The following is a 22,704-nucleotide window of genomic DNA, read 5'->3' on the forward strand; positions in this document are numbered from 1 at the left end:
CGGCTCAGCGCGCCAGCGCCGCCCGGAGCCGCGCCTCGTCCACCCGCCAGAAGTCGTGCTGGCGACCGTCCACGAAGGTCACCGGGACCTCCTCGTCGAACCGGGCCGCCAGGGCGGGGTCCTCGTCGACGTCGACCTCCACCCAGGTGTCGCCGGTCTCGGCACAGACCCGCGCGATGACCTGCCGGGCCTCCTCGCACAGGTGGCAGTCGGCGCGGCCGTACAGCGTGACCCGGGCGGCTGCCTCGCTGGCCACCACTACTCCAGCAGCCCGAGGGCGCGGCGCCGCTCGATGCCGCGCAGCCGGCCCTTCTGGATCTTGCCGGTGGCCGTCTGCGGCAGGGTCTGCACCACCTCGATGCGGGCCGGCTGCTTGAACCGGGCCAGCTTGCGCGCCACCTGGGCGCGGACCGCGTCCTGCAGCTCGCCCGGGGCTGCGTCGCCGGCCGCCACGACGTAGGCGACGACCGCCTCGCCGGTCTCCTCGTCGGAGGCCCCGATGACGGCCACCTCGGCGACCTCGGCGACCTCGCGGATCACGTCCTCCACCTCGGAGGGATAGACGTTGAACCCCGAGACGATCACCAGCTCCCGGACCCGGTCAACCAGGAACAGGTCGCCGCGGGGGTCGAGGTAGCCGACGTCCCCGGTGGACCACCAGCCCTCCGCATCCGGACCGCCCGAGCCGTCGGGCCAGTAGCCGCTGAAGAGGTTGGCGCCGCGGATCTGGATCTCGCCCGGGTCGTCGCCCTCCAGGTGGCCGGTGTGCTCGTCGACCAGCCGCAGCTCGATGCCGGGCAGCGCCGCCCCCACCGACCCGCTCTGCGGGTGGGTGCTGCACAGGGTGCTGGTCACCACCGGCGACGCCTCGGTCAGGCCGTACCCCTGGTGCACCGGCACCCCGGAGACCTCGGAGAACTTGTCCATCACCTCGGCCGACAGCGGCGCGGATCCCGAGAGCACCAGGCGGACCGGTCCCAGCCGGTCGCGCAGGTGCTCCATGGGCAGCCAGTAGCCGAAGACCGGCGGCGCCACCGGCACCACCGAGATCGCCTCGTCGTCGATCAGGTCCAGCACCGGCTCGGGCTCGAAGCGGTCCACCAGCACCAGCTTGGCGCGGTGCCTCAGCACCCCGCCGAGCACCGCGTTGAGGCCGTAGACGTGGAAGAGCGGGAGCACGCCGAGGACCACGTCGTCGCCGTGCATCATCGACGGCTCGACCGCCGCGACCTGCTCGATGTTGGCCAGCAGCGCCCGGTGCGACAGCATCGCGGCGCGGGGCCGGCCGCTGGCGCCGCTGGTGTAGAGCAGCGTCGCCAGCTTCTCCGGGTCCTGCAGCGGCGGCACCGTCCGCGCGGGCCGGGAGACGAGGTCGGCGTACGTCGTCTCGCGCTCGCCGGCGTGCTCACCGATCACGACCACCTGTGGGTCGCGGGCCCGCTCGAGCAGCTGGTCCTCCAGCTCGCTGCCGGGCACGGGGGTGCCACCGAGGGCGGCCCGCAGCTGCTGCACCGCCTCCCGCACGGCGCCGCTGGTGGCGGCGTCGCAGACGATCAGCCGGGACCCGGAGTCGGCGATCATCCGGAGCAGCTCGTAGGCGGTGGACCCCGGGTTCACCGGCACCGCCACCACCTGGGCGCGGAGCACCCCCAGGTAGGTCGTCACGAACTCCAGCCGGTTGCCCAGCACGATCATCACCCGGTGCCCGGCCACCAGGCCCAGCTCCCCGAGACCGGCGGCCGCGCGCCCCACCTCGTCGTCGAGCTGGGACCAGGTCAGGCTGCGTCCGCCGACCTCGACCAGCGCGAGTCGGTCTGGGGACTCGGCGGCGGCGTCGGCCACGAGGGCGGCGACGTCTGTCTGGCGCGGCATGGGACCGATACTTCCACAACCGCCCGTCGCCGCGCCCTACTACTGTGAGACGCGTGACGCCTCCGGAGAAGCACCGCCGTCAGCCGGCCCGCCCCGCCGACCTGCGCCGCCGGTCCGCCCTGGCCGGGGAGGCCGCCGCCGCCTCCGCCGAGGTGGAGACGGCGCTGAGCACGCCGGTGGACCCCACCAGCGCCGCCTTCTTCGACGTCGACAACACCGTGATGCAGGGCGCCAGCATCTTCCACCTGGCGCGCGGGCTGTACCGCCGCGAGTTCTTCACCACCCGCGACATCGCCGGCGCGATGTACAAGCAGGCCTACTTCCGGATCCGGGGCGTGGAGGATCCCGAGCACATCGCTCAGACCCGCAGCTCCGCCCTGAGCTTCATCGCCGGGCACACCGTGGCCGAGCTCGAGGAGCTGGGCGAGGAGATCTTCGACGAGGCGATGGCGCACCGGATCTGGCCCGGCACCCGCGCCCTGGCCCAGATGCACCTGGATCGGGGCCAGCGGGTCTGGCTGGTGACCGCCGCCCCCATCGAGATCGCCTCGATCATCGCCCGGCGCCTGGGCCTGACCGGCGCGATGGGCACCGTCTCCGAGCACGTCGACGGCGTCTACACCGGCCAGCTGGTGGGCGACCTGCTGCACGGACCCGCCAAGGCCGAGGCGATCAAGGCCCTCGCGGCCCGGGAGGGACTCGACCTCTCGCACTGCTCGGCGTACTCCGACTCCTACAACGACCTGCCCATGCTCGGCCTGGTCGGCGACCCGGTCGCCATCAACCCGGACCCCCAGCTGCGCAACCACGCCCGACAGCACGGCTGGCGGGTCCGCGACTACCGCACCGGGCGCAAGGCGGCCCGCATCGGCGTGCTCTCGGGAGCCGTCGCCGGCGCCCTCGCCGGCGGGGTCGCGGCCGGGGTCTCGGTCCGCCGGCGTCACCACTGAGCCGCTCCCGCACCGACACCCTTCCCAAGGCGTCCCGCTCGCCGTAGCCTGAGGCGCGTTGCACCTCTGGGGAGGGGATGACCGGGTGTCCCGAGACAACAGCTACGACGTGGCGAGTGGCCTCCATGCGCTGCGCCTGGCCGTGCTCGCGTGCCAGCATCCGGTGCCCCGCGTGGCAACCGCTGGCGTGGGCGGTCCCTGGCCGCTGCTCTCCGAGGCGCTCGCCCCCAGCGGTGACAGCCGTCCCGGTGGTGGCCTCGGTGGCCCTGGTGGCCCTGGTGGCCCTGGTGGCCCTGGTGGCCTCAGGTACGGCGACTCCTCGCTCGCCACCTCCTCCGCGGAGTCCGAGGCGGAGCGGACCCGGCTGATCGCCCTGGTCGAGCTGGCCCGAGCCGGCGACAAGGAGGCGTTCGGCCTGCTCTTCGACCACTACCACCTACGCGTGTACCGCTTTCTGCACAGCCGCACCTCCTCGACCTCCCTGGCCGAGGACCTCACCTCGGAGACCTTCTTCCGCGCCCTGCGGTCGATGAACGACTTCCGGTGGCAGGGACGCGACTTCGGTGCCTGGCTGATGACCATCGCGCGCAACCTGACCACCGACCACTACCGCGCCGGCCGGACCCGTCTCGAGGTGGCGACCGAGGACATGGGGGTCCACGACGACGCGACCGAGGGGCCGGAGCGCGAGGTGCTCGACCGGCTCACCAACGTGGCGCTCCTCGGCGCCCTTCGCGACCTCCCCGACGAGCAGCGGGACTGCCTGGTGCTGCGCTTCCTCCAGGGGATGAGCATCGCCGAGACCGCGGACGTGCTCGAGCGCTCCGCCGGCGCCGTCAAGCAGCTGCAGCTGCGGGCGATCCGCAACCTGGCCAAGGCGCTCCCCCCGGAGGCGAGGCAATGTTGAGGCGGCGGACGTGCATAACCCCGGCCTCGGCCCAGCCGTTGTTCCCGGTGACGACCCTTCCCGACCCGGGTCTGGACGACCCTTCGGACCTAGGACTAGAGCGATGAGAGCGGTATTCAGGGCGGGCAGGGCCGCCGAGCGGTTCCAGTCGGTCGTGGAGTCCGGCCACGCTCAGGGCTCTGCCCAGACCCCTGCCCAGACCGAGTCCTCCGGCTCCCACGCCGACCAGGACCGGCTGCTGGCGGTCGTCGGACAGCTGCGCGCCGTCGAGCTCCCTGATCCTCGCGCCCACTTCGTCACCAGCCTCCGCGAGCGCCTGATGGCCGAGGCGGACACCGTCCTGCTGCCGGCACCGACCGCCCCGCAGCGTCCGACCCTGACCGTGGTGACGCGGCCCCGTACCACCCGGGACCGCCGGGTGGCGGCGATCCTCACGGTCGCCGCAGCACTCAGCGCCACCGGCAGCCTCGCCCTCTCCGCGCAGGCCGCCCTGCCGGGCGACTCGCTCTACCCGGTCAAGAGGGTCATGGAGTCCGCGCAGGCCGGGCTGGTCCTGGGCGAGCAGGACAAGGGCGAGCTGCTGCTTGCCAAGGCGGAGCTCCGGCTCAACGAGGTGGAGGACCTGCTGGTCCGCGACAGCTGGGAGAGCCGTCAGGCCACCGCCAGCGCGCTGCAGTCGTTCTCCGACCAGTCCGACGAAGCCGGCACCCTGCTGCTGGAGAACTACGCCGACACCCAGCGCGAGGGCTCCGTGGTGGCCCTGCTCGAGTTCACCGGTCGGAGCATGGCTCGCCTCGAGGCGCTCTCGGAGCTGGTGCCCGGCGAGGCCGCCGACGAGCTCGCGACCGCCGCCGACCAGCTGCTGCGCATCGATGCGCTTGCCCGGCAGGCCTGCCCCGGGTGCGCCGGCGGGGGGATCACCGAGTTCCCCGTCTTCCTCGCCGCCAGCGGACCCATGACCAGCAGCCTGTACGAGCCCGACGGGGTCACCTTCGCTGCCCCCGCACCCGCCCCGCTGGCCCGCGGCAACGGTGCAGTCGGCCGGTCCGAGGGGGACGTCCGCGTCGACGCCGCCAGGAGCGGGCCCGCCACCAGCGTCCCGAGCGCGACCGCCGAGCCCAGCAGCAGCGGTGCGCCCACCGACTCCGGCCAGCCGACCACCGGGCCCCACCCGACCTCCCAGCCCACGGCAACCACGTCACGGCCCGCCGCTCCCACCGAGAGCAGCAGCAGCGGGCCCAGCAGGACCCAGGCCCCTGGCCCGACGGTGCAGGCCACCCCGACACCCACGACCCTCGTCGACGACGTCACCACGATCGTGGTCGGTGACCCACCGACGAGCTCGGGCGCCCCGGAGTCGAGCGGCGGCCTGGTCGGCACCATCGGCGAGGTCCTGGAGACCGCCACCACCGGGCTGCTCGGCGAGAAGCTGGGCGGCAGTCTGGGCGCCGCGGTGGACCAGCTGGGAGGGGCGGTCGGGACGATCCTCGGCAGCCTGGGGTCCAGCCCGTCCGGCGGCCAGCGGCCGTGATCAGCCGTGACCAGGCCCTGACCGGGCCTTGAGCCGACCAGCGTCCGCCGGTCAGCCGAAGACGGAGTTGCGCTCGCGCAGCAGCTTGAACAGGGTCTGCTGGATGGTCTCGCGCACCTGGTCGGTCACCTCGAACACCAGCATCGGGTCCTCGGCCTCGAGCTCGCCGAAGGTGTCGGTGCGGATCGGCTCGCCGAACTCCATCAGCCACTTCGACGGCAGCGGAACCAGCCCGAGGGGGCCGAGCAGCGGGAAGAACGGCGTGATCGGCAGATAGGGCAGGTTGAGCAGCCGGGCCAGGGTCGACAGGTTGCCGACGATCGGATAGATCTCCTCGGCACCCACCACCGACAGCGGCACGATGGGCACGCCCGTGCGCAGTGCCGCGGAGACGAACCCCCCGCGGCCGAAGCGCTGCAGCTTGTAGCGCTCGGAGAAGGGCTTGCCGATCCCCTTGAACCCCTCGGGCCACACTCCGACCAGCTCGCCGCCGTTGAGCATCCGCTCCGCGTCGGCCTGACAGGCCAGGGTGGCCCCCATCCGACGAGCCAGACCGGCGACGACGGGCAGCCGGAAGACCAGGTCGGCGCCCAGCGGACGGAGGTTGCGGCCGGCGTGGTCGTGCACGGCGACCATGGTCATCAGGCTGTCCACCGGGATGGTGCCGGAGTGGTTGGACACCACCAGCGCCCCGCCCTCGGCGGGGATGTTCTCGATCCCACGGACCTCGATCCGGAACCACTTCTCGGCCAGCGGCCGGACCATCGCCAGGAAGAGCCGCTCGGTGAGCTCGCGGTCGAAGCCGAAGTCGTCGACCAGGTACTCACCCTCCAGGCGTCGGCGCAGGAAGGCCAGGAGCTCGGCGAGGCGACGCTCCCAGTCGGGCCCGAAGACCTCTCGGGCGCCGGACTCGATGGCCGCCAGCCAGTCCGCGACCGGGATGCCGTCCAGCGGCTCGCGGTCCTTGGTGGTGGCGCCGGCCCGGGGGGTCTCGGGAGCGGGCCCAGCGGCCGGCTCAGCGGCCGGCCCAACGGCCGGCTTCCCAGGGGGCTCGGCGGCAGCCCGCGGTGCCCTCGGCTTGGCGCCGTTGGCCAGGCTGCGCGCGGCCGCGGAGGGCTTGTCGCGCCCCATCCCCCGGCCGGGCCGTCCGCCCGTGCCGATGGGGATGATCTCCGCGTCGCTCACGCCGTCCCTCCTACGGGTGCCGGACCTGGGCTGGTCCCCAACCCGAGGCTGCGTCCGAAGTCGGCGAAGGCCTCGCCGGTCGTGTACGTCGGGTGGAACCCCAGCATGTCGCGCATCCGGGTGGTGTCAACACCACGTCCGTAGGTGAGCAGGGAGAGCTGCTCGGGGGAGAACTCGGCCCGCAGCCGGGACCGAAGCACCGAGCCGACCGGAGCCACGGCGAACCCCGGCACCGGGAGCGGCAGCTTGCCGAGGCGACGGATGGCCTGGGAGAGCATCAGCACACCGTCTCCGGCGATGTTGAAGGTGCCCTCGACGTCGTTGACGACCGAGTGGCGCAGGACGGCGTTCAGGTCCTGCTCGTGCAGGAACTGCAGCCGTGGGTCGTAGCCGAGCACCATCGGGATGGTGGGCAGCCGGAAGAACGCCGACATCGGCGACACCACGTGGGGGCCCATGACGTTGGCGCACCGCAGGGTGGTCACCCGGACGTCGGGCCGACGACGCGCGAAGCCGCGCACGTAGCCCTCGATCTCGTGCACGTCGCGGGAGTAGCCGGCCCGCGGGAGCTTCTTGGGGCCCATGTCCTCGGTGAACATCGCCGGGTCCCGGCTGCTCGCGCCGTAGACCGTGGTGGAGGACTTGACCACCAGGTGCTTCACGCTCGCCGCGCGCTGGCAGGCCGCCAGCAGCTGCATCGAGCCGATGACGTTGATCTCCTTCATCGCGTTGCGTCCACCGGACCCGCCGGGGGTCGCGATCACGCTCATGTGGACGACGGTGTCGACGTCCTCGCGAGCGATGACCTTGGCGATGACCGGGTTGCGGATGTCGGCACGCACGAAGGAGACGTTGCCGATGTCGCCGCGGGGCGGGACGACGTCAACGCCGATGATGCGATCGATGGAGGGGTCGGCGGCGGCAAACCGCGCGAAGCGGCGGCCGATGTCCCGGGAGATCCCGGTGACCAGCACGACCCGCCCCACGATCTAAGGCCCTACTTGCCGAGCTTGCGGCGCTGGACGCGCGTCTTCTTCAGAAGCTTGCGGTGCTTCTTCTTAGCCATGCGCTTGCGCCGCTTCTTGATGACAGAACCCACAGGGAAACCTTTCAACGGGCAACAGGTCGGTCGGACAGGCTGCCTGACCGACCGGGCAAGCCTACTGGCCCGAGCCAGGAGGAGGAGAATCGGGTGCCGCCACGTGGGCAGCACCGGCACTCCGGCTTGCGATCAGCCGGCGTTGAAGAAGCTCTTGCGCAGGTACTCGTCGACGTCGTCCTCGGTGACCCGGAAGGAACGACCCACGCGCACGGCGGGCAGCTCCCCACTGTGGACCAGGCGATAGACCGTCATCTTGGAGACCCGCATCATCGCGGCGACTTCTGCGATGGTCAGGAACTTGACGTCCGACCTGTCCGCGGAGTTGGCCATGGCTGCACCATCCTTGCTGGCCTCACGGGCACCGGCTTCCCCACCGGTGCGCACAGGACGTGCGGCGCATGTGGTGAGAATAGGGGTTCGAGTGACCGGTGGGGAAGGGAATGACTAGTGAAACTTGTTCCTTGCGGCGTGTCGCGTTGATTTCCGACTTTTTGTCACGGGATGCGTAGTGCTCAAGCGTACGGATCGAGGCCGTGCAGAGGGAAGACCTCCATCCTGGTCGCGTGGATTGCACGGTCCAGCCAGGTCTGCGGGTCGTAGCCCTCGCGCCAGTCACGATAGGCCGGCGTACGGCCATCGGTCATCCGGAACGGCGCCCCGTCCCCGAGCAGCTCGATGACGTGGTCGCGCCACTCCAGGGGCGTCTCGACGTGCGGGTCGATCGGGGAGCCACCGACGATGGCCAGCAGGTGGGTCCAGGCACGCGGCACCACCCCCGGCACCGCGTAGCCGCCCCCGCCGGTGACCACCCAGCGGCCCTGCGTCAGCTCGTGCGCCAGGTCGTGCAGCGCCAGGTACGCCGCCCGCTGGCCGTCGACGGTGAGCATCAGGTGGGTGAGCGGGTCCTCCATGTGGGAGTCGCACCCGTGCTGGGTGACCAGGAACTCCGGGTCGAACTCCCGCAGCAGCGGCGGCACCACGGCGTGGAAGGCCCGTAGCCAGCCCGCGTCCGCGGTACCCGGGGGCAGCGCCACGTTGACCGCCGAGCCCTCGGCCGCCTTGCCGCCGGAGTCTCCGGGGAACCCCGTGCCCGGGAAGAGCATCTGTCCCGTCTCGTGCAGCGAGATGGTGAGCACCCGCGGATCGTTGTAGAAGATCTTCTCCACGCCGTCGCCGTGGTGCGCGTCGACGTCGACGTAGGCGATGCGCTGCGCGCCCTGGTCGAGCATCCACTGGATGCCGACCGCCACGTCGTTGTAGATGCAGAAGCCGCTGGCCCGGTCCGGCATCGCGTGGTGCAGGCCGCCGACCACGCTGGCGCTGTGCAGCGACTCCCCGGTCCAGACCTGGCGGAACGCCTCGACGCTGGCGCCGACCACGTGGGCCGAGGCGTGGTGCATGTCGCGGAACACCGGGTTGTCGTCGGTCCCGAGGCCGTGCACGAGATCCACGCCTCCGGACATCCGCCCGGCCCGGGTGACCGCCTCGATCAGCGCCTCCGTGTGGACCGTGGCGATCAGGTCGAGGCTGGCGACCGGCGCGGGCACCACGCGGAGCCCGCGGTCCAGGACGCCGAGCTGCTCGGCCAACCTCATCGTCAGGTCGACCCGCAACGGCGACATCGGGTGGTCGACACCGAAGTCGTACTCCGTCAGGGTCTTGTCGAACACGACCGTGGCAGGTCCCTGGCACTCCCTCATGGGTCGCACGCTACTCCCGCCCGGCGCTGCTCTGTGCCGCAGCCGCGCCAGCGGGCAGACTGGGACCATGTCCGATCCCACGAACCCCCGTTCCATCCAGATCTCCGGCCTGGCGCTGGCGTTCCCCCAGTCGCTGGCCGTCTACGGCACCTACGAGGAGGCCCAGCGGGCCGTGGACCACCTCGCCGACGCCCAGTTCCCGGTCGAGAACTGCATGATCGTCGGCACCGACCTCAAGCAGGTGGAGCGGATCACCGGGCGTCTGACCTGGGGCCGGGTAGCGCTGGCGGGGGCCGCCTCGGGCTTGTGGCTGGGCCTGCTGGTCGGCCTGCTGCTCGGCCTGTTCGTCGAGGAGGGCGGTTGGTGGGCGCTGATGGCCTCGGCGGCGCTCTTCGGCGCGGCGTTCGGCATCGTGTGGGGCCTGGCCGGCTACGCCGCGACCCGGGGCCGACGCGACTTCTCCTCGGTCCGGACGGTGGTCGCCACCCGCCACGAGGTGCTCGTGGAGCACAAGCACCGGGCCGCGGCCCAGGAGATCCTGGCCCGCACCCCGGGCCTGCTGCCCGACCCGTTCGCCGGCTGAGCGCGGCTGAGCCGGACCGCCTCAGTCCTGCGCGGCCAGCTCGCGCGAGCGGTCGCGGGCGGCCTCCATCGCCGCCAGGAACGCGGCCCGCACCTTGTGGATCTCCAGCTCGCGCAGGGCGGCGGCGGTGGTGCCCGCCGGGGAGGTGACCTGCTCGCGGAGCACCGCGGGGTGGGTGCCGGTCTCGCGCAGCATCACCGCGGAGCCGAGCACGGTCTGCACCACCAGCTCGCTCGCGGTCGCGCGGGGCAGTCCCAGGTGCACTCCCGCCTCGATCATCGACTCCACCACGTAGAAGACGTACGCCGGACCGGAGCCGGAGATCGCGGTGACCGCGTCCATCTGCTTCTCCGGGACGCGCAGCACCTTGCCGCAGGAGCCCATCAGCGCCTCGGCCTCGGCCAGGTCCGCGTCGCCGCAGTGGGATCCCGGCGAGATCGCCGCCATCCCCTCGTCCACCAGCGCGGGGGTGTTGGGCATCACCCGGACCACCGCGACGTCGGCGGGCACCCGGGCCTCGATGTAGGCGGTGGTGATCCCGGCGGCCAGCGAGACCAGCAGCTGGCCCGGTCGCAGCACCGGCGCGATCTCGGCCAGCAGCTCGCCCATGTCCTGAGGCTTGACCACCAGGGCCAGGGTGTCCGCCGCCTTGGCGGCGGCCACGTTGCCCAGCACGGTCACGCCGTACCGCTCCTCGAGCTCCGCGGCCCGCTCGGCCCGCTTCTCGCCGACCAGCAGGGTGTCCACCCGGCGACCGGCGCGGACCAGTCCCGAGAGCAGGGTCTCCCCCATCACTCCGGCGCCGATGATCGCGGTCTGGTGCGTGCTGGGGAGGCTCATGACCGCCATTGTGCCCCCAACCGCTCGGCTACTTCCCGGAGATCAGCGACCTGAGGAACAGCGAGACGTTGCCGGGCCGCTCCGCGAGGCGGCGCATCAGGTAGCCGTACCACTGGGCGCCGTAGGGCACGTAGACGCGCACCGTCTCGCCCGCCTCCGCCAGCCGTCGCTGCTCGCCGGTGCGGACGCCGTAGAGCATCTGGAACTCGTAGGTCCCCTGGGTCCGGCCGTACCGGCTGGCCAGCGAGCCGCCGATCTGCACCATCCGCGGGTCGTGCGTGGCGATCATCGGGTAGCCCTGCCCCGCGAGCAGGATCTTCAGGCAGCGCACGTAGGCCTTGTCGATCTCGTGCCGGCTCTGGTGGGCGACCTGCTCGGGCTCCAGGTAGGCGCCCTTGCACAGCCGCACCCGGGAGCCCTCGTGCGCGAGCGCCCGGCAGTCCGACTCGGTGCGGTGCAGCGCCGCCTGGAGCACCGCGCCGGTCTCGGGGAAGTCCTTGCGCAGCTCCTGCAGGATCTCCAGGGTGGCGTCGGTGGTGGTGTGGTCCTCCATGTCGAGGGTCACCGTGGTGCCGGCGTTGCGGGCCGCGCGGCAGATCGTGCGCGCGTGCTCGAGCGCCACCTGCTGGCCATCGCGCGGCAACGCCTGTCCCACGGCGCTCAGCTTGACGCTCACCTCGGCCTGGCGCGCCAGGCCGAGCACGGAGAGCTGGCCCAGCAGGTCGACGTACGCCGCCACGCACGCGTCGGCCTGGGCCACGTCGCGGGTGTCCTCGCCGAGGAAGTCCAGGGTCACCGACAGCCCGCTCCCGACCAGGGCGGCCGCGGCCTGGACCGCGTCCTCGGTGGTCTCGCCGGGCACGTAGCCCGCCACCACCGACGCGGTCGCCGGCCAAGCGGTGACGGCCTTCTTGATCTGCTCGGAGCGGGAGAGCACCAGGATGGGCTGACGCAGCAAGGACATGGGCGCCACGTTACGGGGTACGTCGACGCAGCGTGGCGGCTCCGAGTCCCAACACGCCCAGGGCGAACGCGACGACCACCGCCACGTTGCGCCAGACCTCGCCGGTCTCCTCGGTGGCCACGAGCTGCTGCATCGCGTCCACGGCGTAGGACAGGGGAAGCACGTTGCTGATGGCCTCCAGCACCGCGGGCATCTGCTCGCGCGGCACCAGCAGGCCGCAGAGCAGGATCTGGGGCACCACCACCGCGGGCATGAACTGGACCGCCTGGAACTCCGTCTGGGCGAACGCGCTCACGCACAGGCCCAGCGCGGTGCCGAGGATCGCGTCGACGACGGCCACCAGCGCCAGCAGCCAGACCGGGCCCTGCACCTCCAGCCCCAGCACGCCCACGCTCAGACCCACCGCAAGCACCGACTGCAGCGCGGCCAGCAGCCCGAACGCCAACGCATAGCCGAGCAGGAAGTCCAGCCGCCCCATCGGCATCGCCAGCAGTCGCTCCAGGGTGCCGCTCGAGCGCTCCCGCAGCGTCGTCACGCTGGTCACCAGGAACATCACGAAGAAGGGGAAGATCGCGAGCAGAGCCGGCCCGATCTGGTCGAAGACGTCGCCCCGCACGTCGTCGTAGACCCACCACAGCACGGTCATCAACAAGCCCGGCAGGAGCAGCAGCATCGCTGCGGTCCGGCGGTCGCGACGCACCTGGACGAGCACCCGGGAGGCCACCGCGAGGGTGATCCGGGGGCTCATCGCGACTGCTCCACCAGGTGCAGGAAGGCCCGCTCCATGTCCGGGGCGCCGGTGCGGCGCAGGATCTCGGCCGGCGAGGCGTCAGCGATGATGCGCCCCTCGCGCATCAGCAGCAGCCGGTCGCAGCGCGTCGCCTCGTCCATCACGTGGCTGGAGACCATGAGCGTCGCACCGTCCGAGGCGATGGAGTGGAACAGGTCCCAGAGCCGCTCGCGGAGCACCGGGTCCAGGCCGACGGTCGGCTCGTCGAGCACCAGCAGGTCCGGCCGGCCCAGCAGCGCCGTCGCCAGGCTCACCCGCGAGCGCTGGCCCCCGCTGAGCCGGCCGACCACCTGCTCGAGCTGTTCGGAGAGGTCCACCTGGGCGACCACCCGTGCCACGTCCTCCTCGCCTCGCCCCAGGACCGCGGCGAAGAAGCGCAGGTTCTCGCGCACGTTGAGGTCGTCGTAGACGCTGGCGGCCTGGGTGACGTAGCCGGTCCGGCTGCGCAGCCCCGGCGTCCCCACCTCCTCCCCCAGCACCCGGACGCTGCCGGCGGCCATGCGCTGCACCCCGACCAGGGAGCGCATCAGGGTCGTCTTGCCCGATCCGGAGGGGCCCAGCAGGCCGGTGATGCCAGTGCCGATCGACAGGTCGAGCCCGTCCAGGACCGTCCGGCCGCCGCGCACCACGGTCAGGCCGGAGACCTCCACGGTGGGTTCCACGGGTGCGCCTCTCGTCTAACGGGCCTTGACGCCCAGGTGCTCGCGGGCGAACTCCAACGACTCCACGAGGTCCGCGAGCCGCTCCTCCCGGGTGTCGCAGCGCCGGGTGTTGATCTCCAGCACCACGTGGCCGCGGAACGCCGAACCGGCCAGGTGCTCCAGGAAGGCCCCGGCGCCCATCGCGCCCCGGCCGGGCACCAGGTGCTCGTCCTTGGCGCTGCCGCTGCCGTCGGTCAGGTGCACGTGCCGCAGCCGGTCCCCCATCCGGTCCGCCATCTCGATCACGTCGGAGCGCGCGATCGCGGCGTGCGAGAGGTCGATGGTGGTGTTGGCGTAGCTGCCCAGGGAGGGGTCCCAGTGGGGCAGGTACATCTCCATCCCCTTCGGGGCGCGCCGCCGGGACGAGGCCCGCCAGGGATACATGTTCTCCACCGCGAAGGCGATGCCGGTGGAGGCCTCCAGCGCCGCGATGCCGTCCTCGAACCCCGCGGCGTACTCCCGCTGCCAGCGGAACGGCGGGTGCACCACCACGACGTCGGCGCCGAGCGCCTGGGCCATCGTGGCAGAGCGCTCCAGCTTGCCCCAGGGCTCGGTGCCCCAGACCCGCTGGGTCCACAGCAAGCAGGGCGCGTGCACCGAGCAGACCGGCATCTGGTGGTGCTCGGAGAGCTGACGCAGCGCGGCGGTCTGCTGGGACAGGGCGTCCATCCCCACCATCACCTCGACGGCGTCGTACCCCACGCTCGCGGCATAGGCGAACCCGTGTGCGGTGGACTCAGGAAAGACCGAGGCCGTGGACAGGCCGATCTGGGTGTGTGAGGTCATCTCGTCCTCCATGGTCCCTCGCCGTGCCTAGCCCAGTACCGACATCTGGTCGAACCGCTCCAAGATGACGCCCTCGCGCAGCGCCCAGGGACAGATCTCGAGCTCGGCGAGACCGAAGATGTCCATCACCGCCTCGGCGACCAGGGCTCCCGGCACGATCTGGTGGCTGCGGCTGGGTGAGACCCCCGGCAGCGCGGTGAGCTCCTCGGGCGACATGGCGGTGAGCTTGGGCAACCAGCCCGTCAGGTCGTCCCCGCGCAGCACCCGAGGCACCAGGTGCCCCTCGGCCGAGGGCGCCGCGCCGCAGATCCGGGCCAGGGATCGGAACGTCTTGGACGTGGCGGCCGCCCGGTGCGGTACGCCGCCGCGGCGCAGGGTGCCGGCGTCGCGGGCGATCTCGGTGCGGATCCGGCGCCGCAGCGCGCGGAGCTCGTCGTCATCCGGCGCCTGGGCCGGGAACCAGTCCCGGGCCAGCCGGGCCGCCCCCAGCGGGAGCGACCAGGCCACGTCGGGTGCCTCGTCGGCGCCGGCCGCGATCTCCAGGGAGCCGCCGCCGATGTCGAACACGGCCAGCCTGCCGGCGGACCACCCGAACCAGCGGCGTACGGCCAGGAACGTCAGCCGTGCCTCGTCCACCCCCGACAGGACCTCGATGGTGGTGCCGGTGCGCGCCGCGACGTGGTGCAGCACGTCCTCGGAGTTCGTGGCGTCGCGGACCGCGGAGGTGGCGAAGGCCAGCATCTCCTCGCAGCCCTTCTCCTCGGCCACCACCATGGCCTGCGCGGTGAACTCGGTCAGCGCGTCCACCCCGGCCTGCCCGACGGCGCCCGCGGCGTCGAGGTGCTCGGCCAGCCGCAGCGGCTCCTTGTAGGAGAACGCCGGGAGCGGTGCCGCGCCTGCGTGGGCGTCCACCACGAGGAGATGACCCGTGTTGGAGCCGATGTCGAGGACTCCGAGGCGCATGGCTCCCAACGTACCGGGCACGGAGCGCCCTGCCGGGCACTCACTAGAATTGTCCACGTGCCCGAAGTCGACCTGGTCTTTCCCCGAGCGTTCGTCGAGTTCGCCGACCCGGGTGATGAGGACCAGGTCTTCCGCTGCGACCTGACGTGGCTCACCTCCTCCTACATGTGCATCTTCGGACAAGGCTGCGCGGGCATCTACGCCGACTCCCCCGACACCGGCTGCTGCACCTTGGGCGCCCACTTCTCCGACGCCGACGACGAGCAGCGGGTGGCCGGCTTCGTCGCCCAGCTCACCCCCGAGCAGTGGCAGTTCCACCCCGGCCGCGAGGTCGGCGCCGAGGACTGGGTCGAGCTCGACGCCGACGGGGAGCGCAAGACCCTGACCATCGAGGTTGACGGCCAGTCCGCGTGCGTGTTCCACAACCGGGTCGACTTCCGGCCGCCGGGCGCGGCTCCCGGACAGGGCGGCGCGGGCTGCGCGCTGCACGGGCTGGCCCTGCAGACCGGACGCAACCCCCTGGAGACCAAGCCCGACGTCTGCTGGCAGCTGCCGATCCGGCGCACCTACCGCACCGTCGAGCAGCAGGACGGCACCTCCTACACCGAGGTCTCCATCGGGGAGTACGACCGTCGCGGCTGGGGGCCGGGTGGCCACGACCTGGACTGGTACTGCTCGGGCAACACCGAGGCCCACGTGGCCCCGGAGCCGCTCTTCGTCACCAACGCCCCCGAGCTCACCGAGCTGATGGGCGAGGCCGGGTACGCCGAGCTGGTCCGGCACTGCGAGGCCCACCTGCGCTCGCGCTCGCAGCTCGCGATCCACCCCGCCGACCCGCACTGAGCTCGCATATCACAGGCCCCGCGAGAACCTCGACGTCAAGAGACCCGACCCCCGCTGCGAGCCCCCGGACCGGGGGTGGCAAGAATGCTTGACATGCGCTTGGACCACATCTCCTACGCCGCCGGTCCCGATGGACTGGCTAGCACGGCCGCGCGCATCGGGGGACTGCTCGGACGCGAGTTCACCGATGGCGGCGTGCATCCGCGGTTCGGCACCCGCAACATGATCCTGCCTCTGGCAGACGACACCTACGTCGAGGTGGTCGAGGTGCTCGACCACCCGGCGTCGGACAAGGCCCCGTTCGGCCAGGCCGTACGTGCCCGCTCGGCACTCGGCGGCGGCTGGCTCGGGTGGTGCGTCGCGGTCGACGACCTGGCGAGCATCGAGCATCGGCTCGGTCGCGCGGCGGCCCTCGGCAACCGGCACCGCCCCGACGGCACCGAGCTGCGCTGGCGGCAGATCGGCATCAACGGGCTGATCACCGACCCGCAGCTGCCGTTCTTCATCAAGTGGGAGTCGCCCGCGGAGCTGCACCCCAGCCGCGGCGGCGACGGCAAGATCTCGATGGCCAAGGTCGAGCTCGCCGGCGACCCGCAGCGGGTGAGCGAATGGCTGGGGGCCTCGCTGGAGACGCCCGACAAGCTGTACGTCGAGTGGGTGGCGCCGCACGGCACGCCCGGCCTGCAAGCGGTGCAGTTCCAGACCCCCAACGGGCTGGTCCGGATCTGATCCCGGCGCCGCCCGGGGCGGTGCCGAGCCCCAACATCTGGCAGCACCCGGAGACCTACGAGCTGGAGAACCGCGCTCTGGACCCCGACGGGCTCCTGGAGGCGGCGATGGCGGCCGTCGCGCCCTGGCTCGGCCGGACGTTCCTCGACGTGGGCTGCGGGACGGGCTTCCACCTGCCGCGCTGGGCCGAGCAGGCCGAGCGGGTGATCGGGGTGGAGCCGATGCCGGCCCTGGCCGCCCTGGCCCGTCGGCGTACCCGACGGCTGACAGGCGTGGAGGTGCGCCAGGGCACCGCCCAGGCGCTGCCGCTGCCCGAGGCCAGCGTCGACGTGGCCCAGGCCCGACTGGCCTACTTCTTCGGTCCCGGGTGCGAGCCCGGGCTCGACGAGCTGTCCCGCGTGGTACGCCGCGGGGGCACGGCGTTCGTGATCGACAACGACCCCACCCGATCCACCTTCGGGCGCTGGTTCCGCCGGGGCTATCCCCGCGTCGACCCGGTCGCGGTGGAGCGCTTCTGGTCCACCCGCGGCTGGCAGCGGGTGCCGGTCGAGACCCGGCTGGCGTTCGACTCCGCAGCCGACCTCGAGGCCGTGGTGCGCATCGAGCTGGACCGGCCGACCGCCGAGGCCGTGCTGGCCGAGCACTGGGCCGGCGACGGTGGCACCGAGGTCGACTACGCGCTCAACCTGTGGTGGCGCCGCTTCTAGCGCCTCGCGGATCAGGGTCCGGTGCTCGAACCGCGGACGCTCAGGGTGGGGGTCAGCAGCACTCCGGGCATCGCCAGCGGCGGCGTGGCCAGCAGCTGCTGCAGGGCCCGGACCACCTCCACCGCCACCTGCTCCAGCGGCTGCCGCACCGAGGTCAGTCCCGGCGGCACCACCTGGGCCACCTGGGAGTCGTCGAAGCCGACCACGGCCAGGTCGCGCCCGGCCACCATGCCCCGGTCGAACAACGTCTGGAGCACACCCAGGGCGAGGGTGTCTGAGGCGCAGACGAAGGCGGTGGGGTGCGCTTCGTCGATCAGCACCGCGGCGGCCTCCCGCCCACTGGCCACCGTGTCCTCGACCCGGGAGGCGAGCCCGGAGGTGGGCAGCCCGCGAGCGTGCATCGCCCGGGTCCAGCCCGAGCGCCGGTCCTCGCCGATGAAGGAGTCCTTGCGCCAGCCGATCCACGCGACCCGGGTGTGCCCCTGGTCGAGCAGGTGTTCGCAGGCCAGCGCCGCGCCGGCGGCACCGTCGACGTCGACCCACGCGTGGCTGGCGTGCGGGTCCTCCCAGGGCCGGCCGAAGGCGACGAACGGGGCGCGTTGCTGGGTGAGCCACGCGGCCTGCGGGGCTCCGAGGTAGGTGTCGGTGACGATGAAGGCGTCCACCGCGGTGGAGCGCAGCAGGTGGTCGTAGGCCGACAGCGGCTCGGTGTCGTCGTCTGCGAAGAGCAGCACGTGGTACCCCGCCTGGGCGGTCGCGGCGACCAGGGAGTGCACGAACCGGTCCATCAGCGCGTTGGCCGTGCCCTCCTGGGCGGGGGTGAACCGCAGCCCCACCAGGTGCGAGGCCCTGGTGCGCAGGCTGCGCGCCGCCCGGTTGGGCGAGTAGCCCAGCTCCGCGATGGCCTGCTGCACCCGGACCAGGGTGTCGGTGCGCAGCAGCGCGGGGTTGTTGACCGCGTTGGAGACCGTCTGCCGCGAGACGCCGGCTCGCTCGGCGACGTCGGCCAGCGTCGGCGGATTCACCGGCAGGCTGGGGAAGGCCAGCGGCCCCTGGGCACCACGGTCCGACACGTCACTCCTCTGGATCGTTCCAAGCCACGTCAGCATAGGCGCTCCGAGGCACCGTAGCCAGCACTGTCGGTGGGGTGGCCTACGTTTGCGGCCATGAGCAAACAGGCCCGTTCCCGTCCCGCCTACCGCTGCTCCGAGTGCGGGTGGGAGACGGCCAAGTGGGTCGGCCGGTGCGGGGAGTGCCAGGCCTGGGGCTCGGTGGCCGAGGCCGCCGCCCCCACCATGCGCACCGCCTCGGCCCCGGTGACCACGCCGGCGGTGCCGATCGGCCAGGTCTCGGTGGCGGAGTCGGCGTTCCGCTCCAGCGGGGTCCCCGAGCTGGACCGGGTGCTGGGCGGTGGTCTGGTGCCCGGGGCGGCGATCCTGCTGGCCGGCGAGCCCGGGGTCGGCAAGAGCACCCTGCTGCTCGAGGTGGCCGCCCAGACCGCGCGCTACAAGCACCGCACGCTCTACATCACCGGTGAGGAGTCCGCCTCCCAGGTGCGCCTGCGGGCCGACCGGACCAGCGCGGTGCACGACGAGCTCTACCTGGCCGCGGAGACCGACCTCGGCGCGGTGCTGACCCACATCGAGCAGGTGCGCCCGACCCTGGTGGTGGTCGACTCCATCCAGACCATCGGGGCCTCCGGCATCGAGGGCGTCCCCGGCGGGGTCACCCAGGTCAAGGAGGTCGCGGCCGCGCTGATCCGGGTGGCCAAGACGCGGAACATCACGATGGTGCTGATCGGCCACGTCACCAAGGACGGCTCGATCGCCGGTCCTCGGGTGCTCGAGCACGTGGTGGACGTCGTCCTGCACTTCGAGGGTGACCGCAACTCCCGCTTCCGGATGGTGCGGGCGATGAAGAACCGGTTCGGCCCGGTCGACGAGGTCGGCTGCTTCGACCTGTCCGCCGAGGGCATCAAGGCGGTCTCGGACCCCACCGGCCTGTTCGTGGAGCACCACAGCAAGCAGGTGCCCGGCACCTGCGTCGCCGTGACCATGGAGGGCAGGCGCCCGCTGCTGGCAGAGGTCCAGGCGCTGGTCACCCCCACGGCGGCGGAACGGCCCAGGCGCACCGTCTCGGGCGTGGACTCCTCCCGGGTCTCGATGGTGCTGGCCGTGCTCCAGCAGCACTGCGGCATCCGGCTGCACAACCATGACGTCTTCGTCTCCACCGTGGGCGGCGCCCGGCTCACCGAGCCCGCCAGCGACCTGGCCATCGCCGTCGCGGTGGCGGGCGCCACCTTCGGCATCCCGGCCCCGCTCGGTGTCGTGGCGATGGGCGAGATCGGCCTGGCCGGCGAGCTGCGGCGGGTCCGCGACCTGCCTCAGCGGCTCGCGGAGGCGGCCCGTCTGGGGTTCAAGGTCGCGGTGGTGCCGAGCGAGCGGACCAAGCCCTCGGGCCCCCGGTCGCCGGAGTCCTGGACCATCGACGGCATGCAGGTCCTCGACGTGGGCGACGTCGCCTCAGCACTGGCGCTGCTGCGCCTCACGAACGGCAGGCACGGCGCACTGCGTCCCCTAGACTGACGCACGACACCCCCTGTGACGGGGGTGTTGTCATGGGAATCGCTGATGGAGGAACGTCATGGTGGGCATCGAGCGCAGTGACGAGAGCCTGCGTCTGCGCGCAGCCCTGGCCTCCATCGCCCCGGGGACCATCCTGCGCGACGGCCTGGAGCGCATCCTGCGGGGTCGCACCGGGGCCCTGATCGTGGTCGGTCACGACAAGCTGGTCGACTCCATCTCCAGCGGTGGTTTCACCCTGGACGTCCCGTTCACCGCCACCGGGCTCCGCGAGCTGGCGAAGATGGACGGCGCCATCATCATCGACAACCACATCTCGCGCATCCACCGCGCCGCGGTGCACCTGATGCCCGACGCCACCATCCACTCCGACGAGACCGGCACCCGGCACCGCACCGCCGACCGGGTGGCACGCCAGACCCGCTTCCCGGTGATCTCGGTCTCGCAGTCGATGCAGATCATCGCCGTGTACGTCGGCGAGACCCGCTACGTGCTGGAGGACTCGGGCCAGATCCTCTCCCGCGCCAACCAGGCGCTGGCGACGCTGGAGCGCTACAAGCTGCGCCTGGACGAGGTCTCCTCCACGCTCTCCGCGCTGGAGATCGAGGACCTCGTCACCGTCCGGGACGTCGCGGTGGTGGCGCAGCGGCTGGAGATGGTCACCCGCATCGCCCGCGAGATCGAGGACTACGTCCTGGAGCTCGGGACCGACGGCCGACTGCTCTCGCTGCAGCTGGAGGAGCTGGTCACCGGGGTCGACGCCGACCGCGAGCTGGTCATCCGCGACTACCTGCCGCCGGGCAAGAACGCCAAGACCCCGGGCGAGCTGCTCACCGAGCTCGAGCTGCTCTCCCCCACCGAGCTGGTGGACCCCGCCGCGGTCGCCAAGGCGCTCGGGATGACCGCCGGCGACCACCTCGACGGGGCGGTCGCTCCTCGTGGCTACCGGCTGCTCGCCAAGGTGCCGCGCCTGCCCAGCCCGGTGGTCGACCGGCTGGTGGAGCACTTCGGCGGGCTCCAGCAGCTGCTCTCCGCGGGGATCGACGACCTGCAGGCCGTCGACGGTGTCGGCGAGCTACGGGCCCGCAGCGTCCGCGAGGGCCTCTCCCGGCTCGCGGAGTCCAGCATCCTGGAGCGCTACGTCTGACCCCGGTCGCCGGCGCCTCAGCTGGGGTCGTTCGGCTCCACGGCGCCTGAGGGCTGGACCGACGGCGTGCTCTGCGTCTTGTTCTTGTTCTTCTTCTTGTTCTTGTTCTTCTTGACCTGCTCGGGCTCGGGCGCCACGGTGCGGGTCTCCACCACCGGGAGCGGCACCCGCAGCTCGAACTGCACGTCCGTCGGCTCACCCGCGTACGCGGCTGCCACCACGTGGTAGAACCCCACGCGCGCCCAGTCGTTCTGCGCCGAGCAGTCCTCGCTGGAGCGGCGACCGTTCCACCTCATCGGCACCACGGTGTCGCTGGCCTGGTAGATGACCACGTCCTGCACCGGCAGCACCTGGGGGCAGTGCCTGCTCTGCCAGATGTCGTCGCTGCCGGAGGTGATCTTGACCGTGACGGTGTCGCCGGAGACCTGCCAGGTGCACGCAGGGGTCGTCTTGGTTCGCAGGTTCAGCCCGATCTCGACCTGACCGCCGCCGCGCACCTCACCCAGCACCGGGGTCACCACCACGTCCTCGTTGGCGCAGGGACCGGTGGGCGCGGGCAGCGGGGGCGGCGTCGGGCTCGGCGCCGGCGTCTCCACCACGGGCTGCTGGTCCTGCCCGCCGGTCGTCGCGGGGGCCGGCGACTCGGCGGGGTCGGCTCCGGCCTCCGCCCCTGACTGGTCCTTGGACTCGCCGGAGACGGTCGTGGCGCTCACCCCGCCGTCGGACTTCTGATCGCTGCTGCCGCCCAGGAGCCGCGCGGCCCCGAAGATCAGCACAAAGACCACCGCCAACAGCGCCAGGCGGCGGAACCAGTAGACCCTTGCGGGCAAGGGGCCCTTGGGAGCGGTCAGCGCGGTCATGGCCGTCACCGTAGCCAGCGCGAGGCCAGGAGTGCGGGTGCCACTCCGGGGGTGGCTAGCATCGGCTGCGATGAGTGCCCTGCACGGACCGATCCTCGACTGGTACGACGACCATGCCCGGGACCTGCCGTGGCGCACCGGCGAGGCGTCGCCGTGGTCGGTGATGGTCTCGGAGTTCATGCTGCAGCAGACCCCGGTGGCGCGGGTGCTGCCGGTGCACCAGGCCTGGCTGGAGCGCTGGCCGACCCCGGCGCTGCTGGCCCGGGAGCCGGTCGGGGAGGCGCTGCGCATGTGGGGCCGTCTGGGCTATCCCCGACGGGCGCTGCGGCTGCACGCCAGCGCGGTCGCCATCTGCGAGCGCCACGGCGGGGAGGTTCCCACCGACCGCGCCCAGCTGCTGGCGCTGCCGGGCGTCGGGGACTACACGTCCGCGGCGATCGCCGCGTTCGCCTTCGGCCAGCGCCACGAGGTGCTGGACACCAACGTGCGTCGGGTCTTCGCGCGCGCGCTCCTCGGCGAGGAGCTCGCAGGCGCGTCGGTGACCCGGGGCGAGCGAGTCGCAGCCCAGGAGCTGCTGCCCCAGGACCCCGCCACGGCGGCCACCTGGTCGGTGGCGGTGATGGAGCTCGGAGCGCTGGTCTGTCGAGCTACCAAGCCGGACTGTGGCTCCTGCCCGGTCGCCGACCTCTGTGCGTGGCGGGCGGCCGGCCACCCGGCGTACGACGGGCCGCCGCGGCGCGGACAGGCCTGGGCCGGTACCGACCGGCAGTGCCGGGGCCGGATCATGGCGGTGCTACGCGACAGCCCCGGGCCGGTGGCCGCGCTCGGCATCGAGGCGGCCTGGCACGACCCGGAGCAGCGGGAGCGCTGCCTGGCGGCCCTGGTCGTCGACGGCCTGGTGGTGCCGGCGGGAGACCTGGGATACCGCCTGCCCTGACGACGGGGACACATGACGACGGGGA

Annotated in this window: 25 protein-coding genes; 10 read left to right on the forward strand and 15 right to left on the reverse strand. The window is 72.3% G+C overall.

Annotated elements, in window-relative coordinates; all coding sequences use genetic code 11:
- Positions 1-4: 4 nt before the first annotated feature.
- Positions 5-256, reverse strand: coding sequence for a glutaredoxin family protein (locus tag C5H89_RS03430; protein WP_205304834.1), 252 nt, complete (start codon positions 254-256; stop codon positions 5-7).
- Positions 257-258: 2 nt separating this feature from the next.
- Positions 259-1,872 carry a class I adenylate-forming enzyme family protein gene (locus tag C5H89_RS03435; protein ID WP_104105664.1) on the reverse strand — a complete coding sequence of 538 codons (1,614 nt, stop codon included), beginning with the start codon at positions 1,870-1,872 and terminating at the stop codon, positions 259-261.
- Between the two features lie 53 nt (positions 1,873-1,925).
- Here C5H89_RS03435 and C5H89_RS03440 point away from each other — a divergent pair, with 53 nt between their 5' ends.
- The 3 genes from C5H89_RS03440 (at position 1,926) to C5H89_RS03450 (ending at position 5,260) form a co-directional block, all read left to right on the forward strand.
- Positions 1,926-2,822 (forward strand): HAD-IB family hydrolase, encoded by an 897-nt coding sequence (locus C5H89_RS03440; protein ID WP_104105665.1) that lies wholly within the window; start codon positions 1,926-1,928, stop codon positions 2,820-2,822.
- 85 nt (positions 2,823-2,907) lie between these two features.
- Positions 2,908-3,729, forward strand: a complete 822-nt coding sequence (locus tag C5H89_RS03445; RefSeq protein WP_104105666.1) for a sigma-70 family RNA polymerase sigma factor — start codon at positions 2,908-2,910, stop codon at positions 3,727-3,729.
- 103 nt (positions 3,730-3,832) lie between these two features.
- Complete coding sequence (locus tag C5H89_RS03450; protein ID WP_104105667.1) at positions 3,833-5,260, forward strand: DUF5667 domain-containing protein; 1,428 nt, start codon at positions 3,833-3,835, stop codon at positions 5,258-5,260.
- A gap of 51 nt (positions 5,261-5,311) precedes the next feature.
- Here C5H89_RS03450 and C5H89_RS03455 read toward each other — a convergent pair whose 3' ends face one another.
- The 5 genes from C5H89_RS03455 to C5H89_RS03475 all read right to left on the reverse strand — a co-directional run bounded on the left by C5H89_RS03455 (position 5,312) and on the right by C5H89_RS03475 (position 9,247).
- Positions 5,312-6,445: a lysophospholipid acyltransferase family protein gene (locus C5H89_RS03455; protein ID WP_240181671.1), complete on the reverse strand. Its 1,134-nt coding sequence runs from the start codon at positions 6,443-6,445 to the stop codon at positions 5,312-5,314.
- Positions 6,442-7,431 (reverse strand): NAD-dependent epimerase/dehydratase family protein, encoded by a 990-nt coding sequence (locus C5H89_RS03460; protein WP_104105668.1) that lies wholly within the window; start codon positions 7,429-7,431, stop codon positions 6,442-6,444. The genes C5H89_RS03455 and C5H89_RS03460 overlap by 4 nt, the downstream gene beginning before the upstream one ends.
- An 11-nt stretch (positions 7,432-7,442) precedes the next feature.
- Positions 7,443-7,544 carry an AURKAIP1/COX24 domain-containing protein gene (locus C5H89_RS03465; RefSeq protein ID WP_008356322.1) on the reverse strand — a complete coding sequence of 34 codons (102 nt, stop codon included), beginning with the start codon at positions 7,542-7,544 and terminating at the stop codon, positions 7,443-7,445.
- 132 nt (positions 7,545-7,676) lie between these two features.
- Positions 7,677-7,877 (reverse strand): helix-turn-helix domain-containing protein, encoded by a 201-nt coding sequence (locus C5H89_RS03470; protein WP_101525508.1) that lies wholly within the window; start codon positions 7,875-7,877, stop codon positions 7,677-7,679.
- Positions 7,878-8,059: 182 nt separating this feature from the next.
- Positions 8,060-9,247: an acetoin utilization protein AcuC gene (locus C5H89_RS03475; protein WP_104105669.1), complete on the reverse strand. Its 1,188-nt coding sequence runs from the start codon at positions 9,245-9,247 to the stop codon at positions 8,060-8,062.
- Between the two features lie 67 nt (positions 9,248-9,314).
- Here C5H89_RS03475 and C5H89_RS03480 point away from each other — a divergent pair, with 67 nt between their 5' ends.
- The gene (locus tag C5H89_RS03480) at positions 9,315-9,830 is read left to right on the forward strand and encodes a general stress protein (RefSeq protein WP_104105670.1); all 516 of its coding nucleotides are present in this window, start codon (positions 9,315-9,317) and stop codon (positions 9,828-9,830) included.
- A gap of 21 nt (positions 9,831-9,851) precedes the next feature.
- Here C5H89_RS03480 and proC read toward each other — a convergent pair whose 3' ends face one another.
- The 6 genes from proC to C5H89_RS03510 are packed head-to-tail and all read right to left on the reverse strand — an operon-like array spanning position 9,852 to position 14,874.
- Complete coding sequence (gene proC, locus C5H89_RS03485) at positions 9,852-10,670, reverse strand: pyrroline-5-carboxylate reductase (RefSeq protein ID WP_101526305.1); 819 nt, start codon at positions 10,668-10,670, stop codon at positions 9,852-9,854.
- A 28-nt stretch (positions 10,671-10,698) separates the two neighbouring features.
- Complete coding sequence (locus C5H89_RS03490) at positions 10,699-11,634, reverse strand: proline dehydrogenase family protein (RefSeq protein WP_240181672.1); 936 nt, start codon at positions 11,632-11,634, stop codon at positions 10,699-10,701.
- A 10-nt stretch (positions 11,635-11,644) separates the two neighbouring features.
- Positions 11,645-12,382 carry an ABC transporter permease gene (locus C5H89_RS03495; protein ID WP_104105671.1) on the reverse strand — a complete coding sequence of 246 codons (738 nt, stop codon included), beginning with the start codon at positions 12,380-12,382 and terminating at the stop codon, positions 11,645-11,647.
- Complete coding sequence (locus C5H89_RS03500; protein ID WP_104105672.1) at positions 12,379-13,086, reverse strand: ABC transporter ATP-binding protein; 708 nt, start codon at positions 13,084-13,086, stop codon at positions 12,379-12,381. The genes C5H89_RS03495 and C5H89_RS03500 overlap by 4 nt, the downstream gene beginning before the upstream one ends.
- A gap of 15 nt (positions 13,087-13,101) precedes the next feature.
- The gene (locus tag C5H89_RS03505) at positions 13,102-13,911 is read right to left on the reverse strand and encodes a sugar phosphate isomerase/epimerase (RefSeq protein ID WP_104105761.1); all 810 of its coding nucleotides are present in this window, start codon (positions 13,909-13,911) and stop codon (positions 13,102-13,104) included.
- Positions 13,912-13,938: 27 nt separating this feature from the next.
- Positions 13,939-14,874 carry a Ppx/GppA phosphatase family protein gene (locus C5H89_RS03510; RefSeq protein ID WP_104105673.1) on the reverse strand — a complete coding sequence of 312 codons (936 nt, stop codon included), beginning with the start codon at positions 14,872-14,874 and terminating at the stop codon, positions 13,939-13,941.
- A gap of 57 nt (positions 14,875-14,931) precedes the next feature.
- On the opposite strand from C5H89_RS03510, the gene C5H89_RS03515 reads away from it, so the two are divergent.
- From C5H89_RS03515 to C5H89_RS03525, 3 genes are all read left to right on the forward strand, one after another.
- Positions 14,932-15,717: a hypothetical protein gene (locus C5H89_RS03515; protein WP_104105674.1), complete on the forward strand. Its 786-nt coding sequence runs from the start codon at positions 14,932-14,934 to the stop codon at positions 15,715-15,717.
- A 93-nt stretch (positions 15,718-15,810) separates the two neighbouring features.
- Positions 15,811-16,446, forward strand: coding sequence for a VOC family protein (locus C5H89_RS03520; RefSeq protein ID WP_104105675.1), 636 nt, complete (start codon positions 15,811-15,813; stop codon positions 16,444-16,446).
- A gap of 20 nt (positions 16,447-16,466) precedes the next feature.
- The gene (locus C5H89_RS03525; protein ID WP_205304849.1) at positions 16,467-17,153 is read left to right on the forward strand and encodes a class I SAM-dependent methyltransferase; all 687 of its coding nucleotides are present in this window, start codon (positions 16,467-16,469) and stop codon (positions 17,151-17,153) included.
- An 11-nt stretch (positions 17,154-17,164) separates the two neighbouring features.
- Here C5H89_RS03525 and C5H89_RS03530 read toward each other — a convergent pair whose 3' ends face one another.
- Complete coding sequence (locus tag C5H89_RS03530) at positions 17,165-18,226, reverse strand: LacI family DNA-binding transcriptional regulator (protein ID WP_240181673.1); 1,062 nt, start codon at positions 18,224-18,226, stop codon at positions 17,165-17,167.
- 93 nt (positions 18,227-18,319) lie between these two features.
- Here C5H89_RS03530 and radA point away from each other — a divergent pair, with 93 nt between their 5' ends.
- Together radA and disA are read left to right on the forward strand one after the other, a co-directional pair.
- On the forward strand, positions 18,320-19,738 hold the full coding sequence (radA, locus tag C5H89_RS03535; protein ID WP_104105677.1) for a DNA repair protein RadA: 1,419 nt from the start codon (positions 18,320-18,322) through the stop codon (positions 19,736-19,738).
- 58 nt (positions 19,739-19,796) lie between these two features.
- Entirely contained in the window at positions 19,797-20,882 is a 1,086-nt protein-coding gene (gene disA, locus C5H89_RS03540) for a DNA integrity scanning diadenylate cyclase DisA (protein ID WP_104105678.1), read from the forward strand.
- A gap of 17 nt (positions 20,883-20,899) precedes the next feature.
- On the opposite strand, the gene C5H89_RS03545 is transcribed toward disA, so the two are convergent.
- Positions 20,900-21,742, reverse strand: a complete 843-nt coding sequence (locus C5H89_RS03545) for a hypothetical protein (protein ID WP_104105679.1) — start codon at positions 21,740-21,742, stop codon at positions 20,900-20,902.
- 70 nt (positions 21,743-21,812) lie between these two features.
- On the opposite strand from C5H89_RS03545, the gene C5H89_RS03550 reads away from it, so the two are divergent.
- Entirely contained in the window at positions 21,813-22,679 is an 867-nt protein-coding gene (locus C5H89_RS03550; RefSeq protein WP_104105680.1) for an A/G-specific adenine glycosylase, read from the forward strand.
- The last annotated feature ends 25 nt before the right edge of the window (positions 22,680-22,704 follow it).

The organism is Nocardioides sp. 616 (genome assembly GCF_002930065.1).
In the GTDB taxonomy this organism is placed as follows: Bacteria; Actinomycetota; Actinomycetes; order Propionibacteriales; family Nocardioidaceae; genus Nocardioides; species Nocardioides houyundeii.

Coding starts and splice junctions, on each gene's coding strand:
- radA (WP_104105677.1), top strand. CDS start 18,320: ATGAGCAAACAGGCCCGTTCCCGTCCCGCCTACCGCTGCTCCGAGTGC.
- C5H89_RS03520 (WP_104105675.1), top strand. CDS start 15,811: ATGCGCTTGGACCACATCTCCTACGCCGCCGGTCCCGATGGACTGGCT.
- C5H89_RS03505 (WP_104105761.1), bottom strand. CDS start 13,911: ATGACCTCACACACCCAGATCGGCCTGTCCACGGCCTCGGTCTTTCCT.
- C5H89_RS03510 (WP_104105673.1), bottom strand. CDS start 14,874: ATGCGCCTCGGAGTCCTCGACATCGGCTCCAACACGGGTCATCTCCTC.
- C5H89_RS03450 (WP_104105667.1), top strand. CDS start 3,833: ATGAGAGCGGTATTCAGGGCGGGCAGGGCCGCCGAGCGGTTCCAGTCG.
- C5H89_RS03435 (WP_104105664.1), bottom strand. CDS start 1,872: ATGCCGCGCCAGACAGACGTCGCCGCCCTCGTGGCCGACGCCGCCGCC.
- C5H89_RS03545 (WP_104105679.1), bottom strand. CDS start 21,742: ATGACCGCGCTGACCGCTCCCAAGGGCCCCTTGCCCGCAAGGGTCTAC.
- C5H89_RS03495 (WP_104105671.1), bottom strand. CDS start 12,382: ATGAGCCCCCGGATCACCCTCGCGGTGGCCTCCCGGGTGCTCGTCCAG.
- disA (WP_104105678.1), top strand. CDS start 19,797: ATGGTGGGCATCGAGCGCAGTGACGAGAGCCTGCGTCTGCGCGCAGCC.
- C5H89_RS03480 (WP_104105670.1), top strand. CDS start 9,315: ATGTCCGATCCCACGAACCCCCGTTCCATCCAGATCTCCGGCCTGGCG.
- C5H89_RS03550 (WP_104105680.1), top strand. CDS start 21,813: ATGAGTGCCCTGCACGGACCGATCCTCGACTGGTACGACGACCATGCC.
- proC (WP_101526305.1), bottom strand. CDS start 10,670: ATGAGCCTCCCCAGCACGCACCAGACCGCGATCATCGGCGCCGGAGTG.
- C5H89_RS03470 (WP_101525508.1), bottom strand. CDS start 7,877: ATGGCCAACTCCGCGGACAGGTCGGACGTCAAGTTCCTGACCATCGCA.
- C5H89_RS03475 (WP_104105669.1), bottom strand. CDS start 9,247: ATGAGGGAGTGCCAGGGACCTGCCACGGTCGTGTTCGACAAGACCCTG.
- C5H89_RS03490 (WP_240181672.1), bottom strand. CDS start 11,634: ATGTCCTTGCTGCGTCAGCCCATCCTGGTGCTCTCCCGCTCCGAGCAG.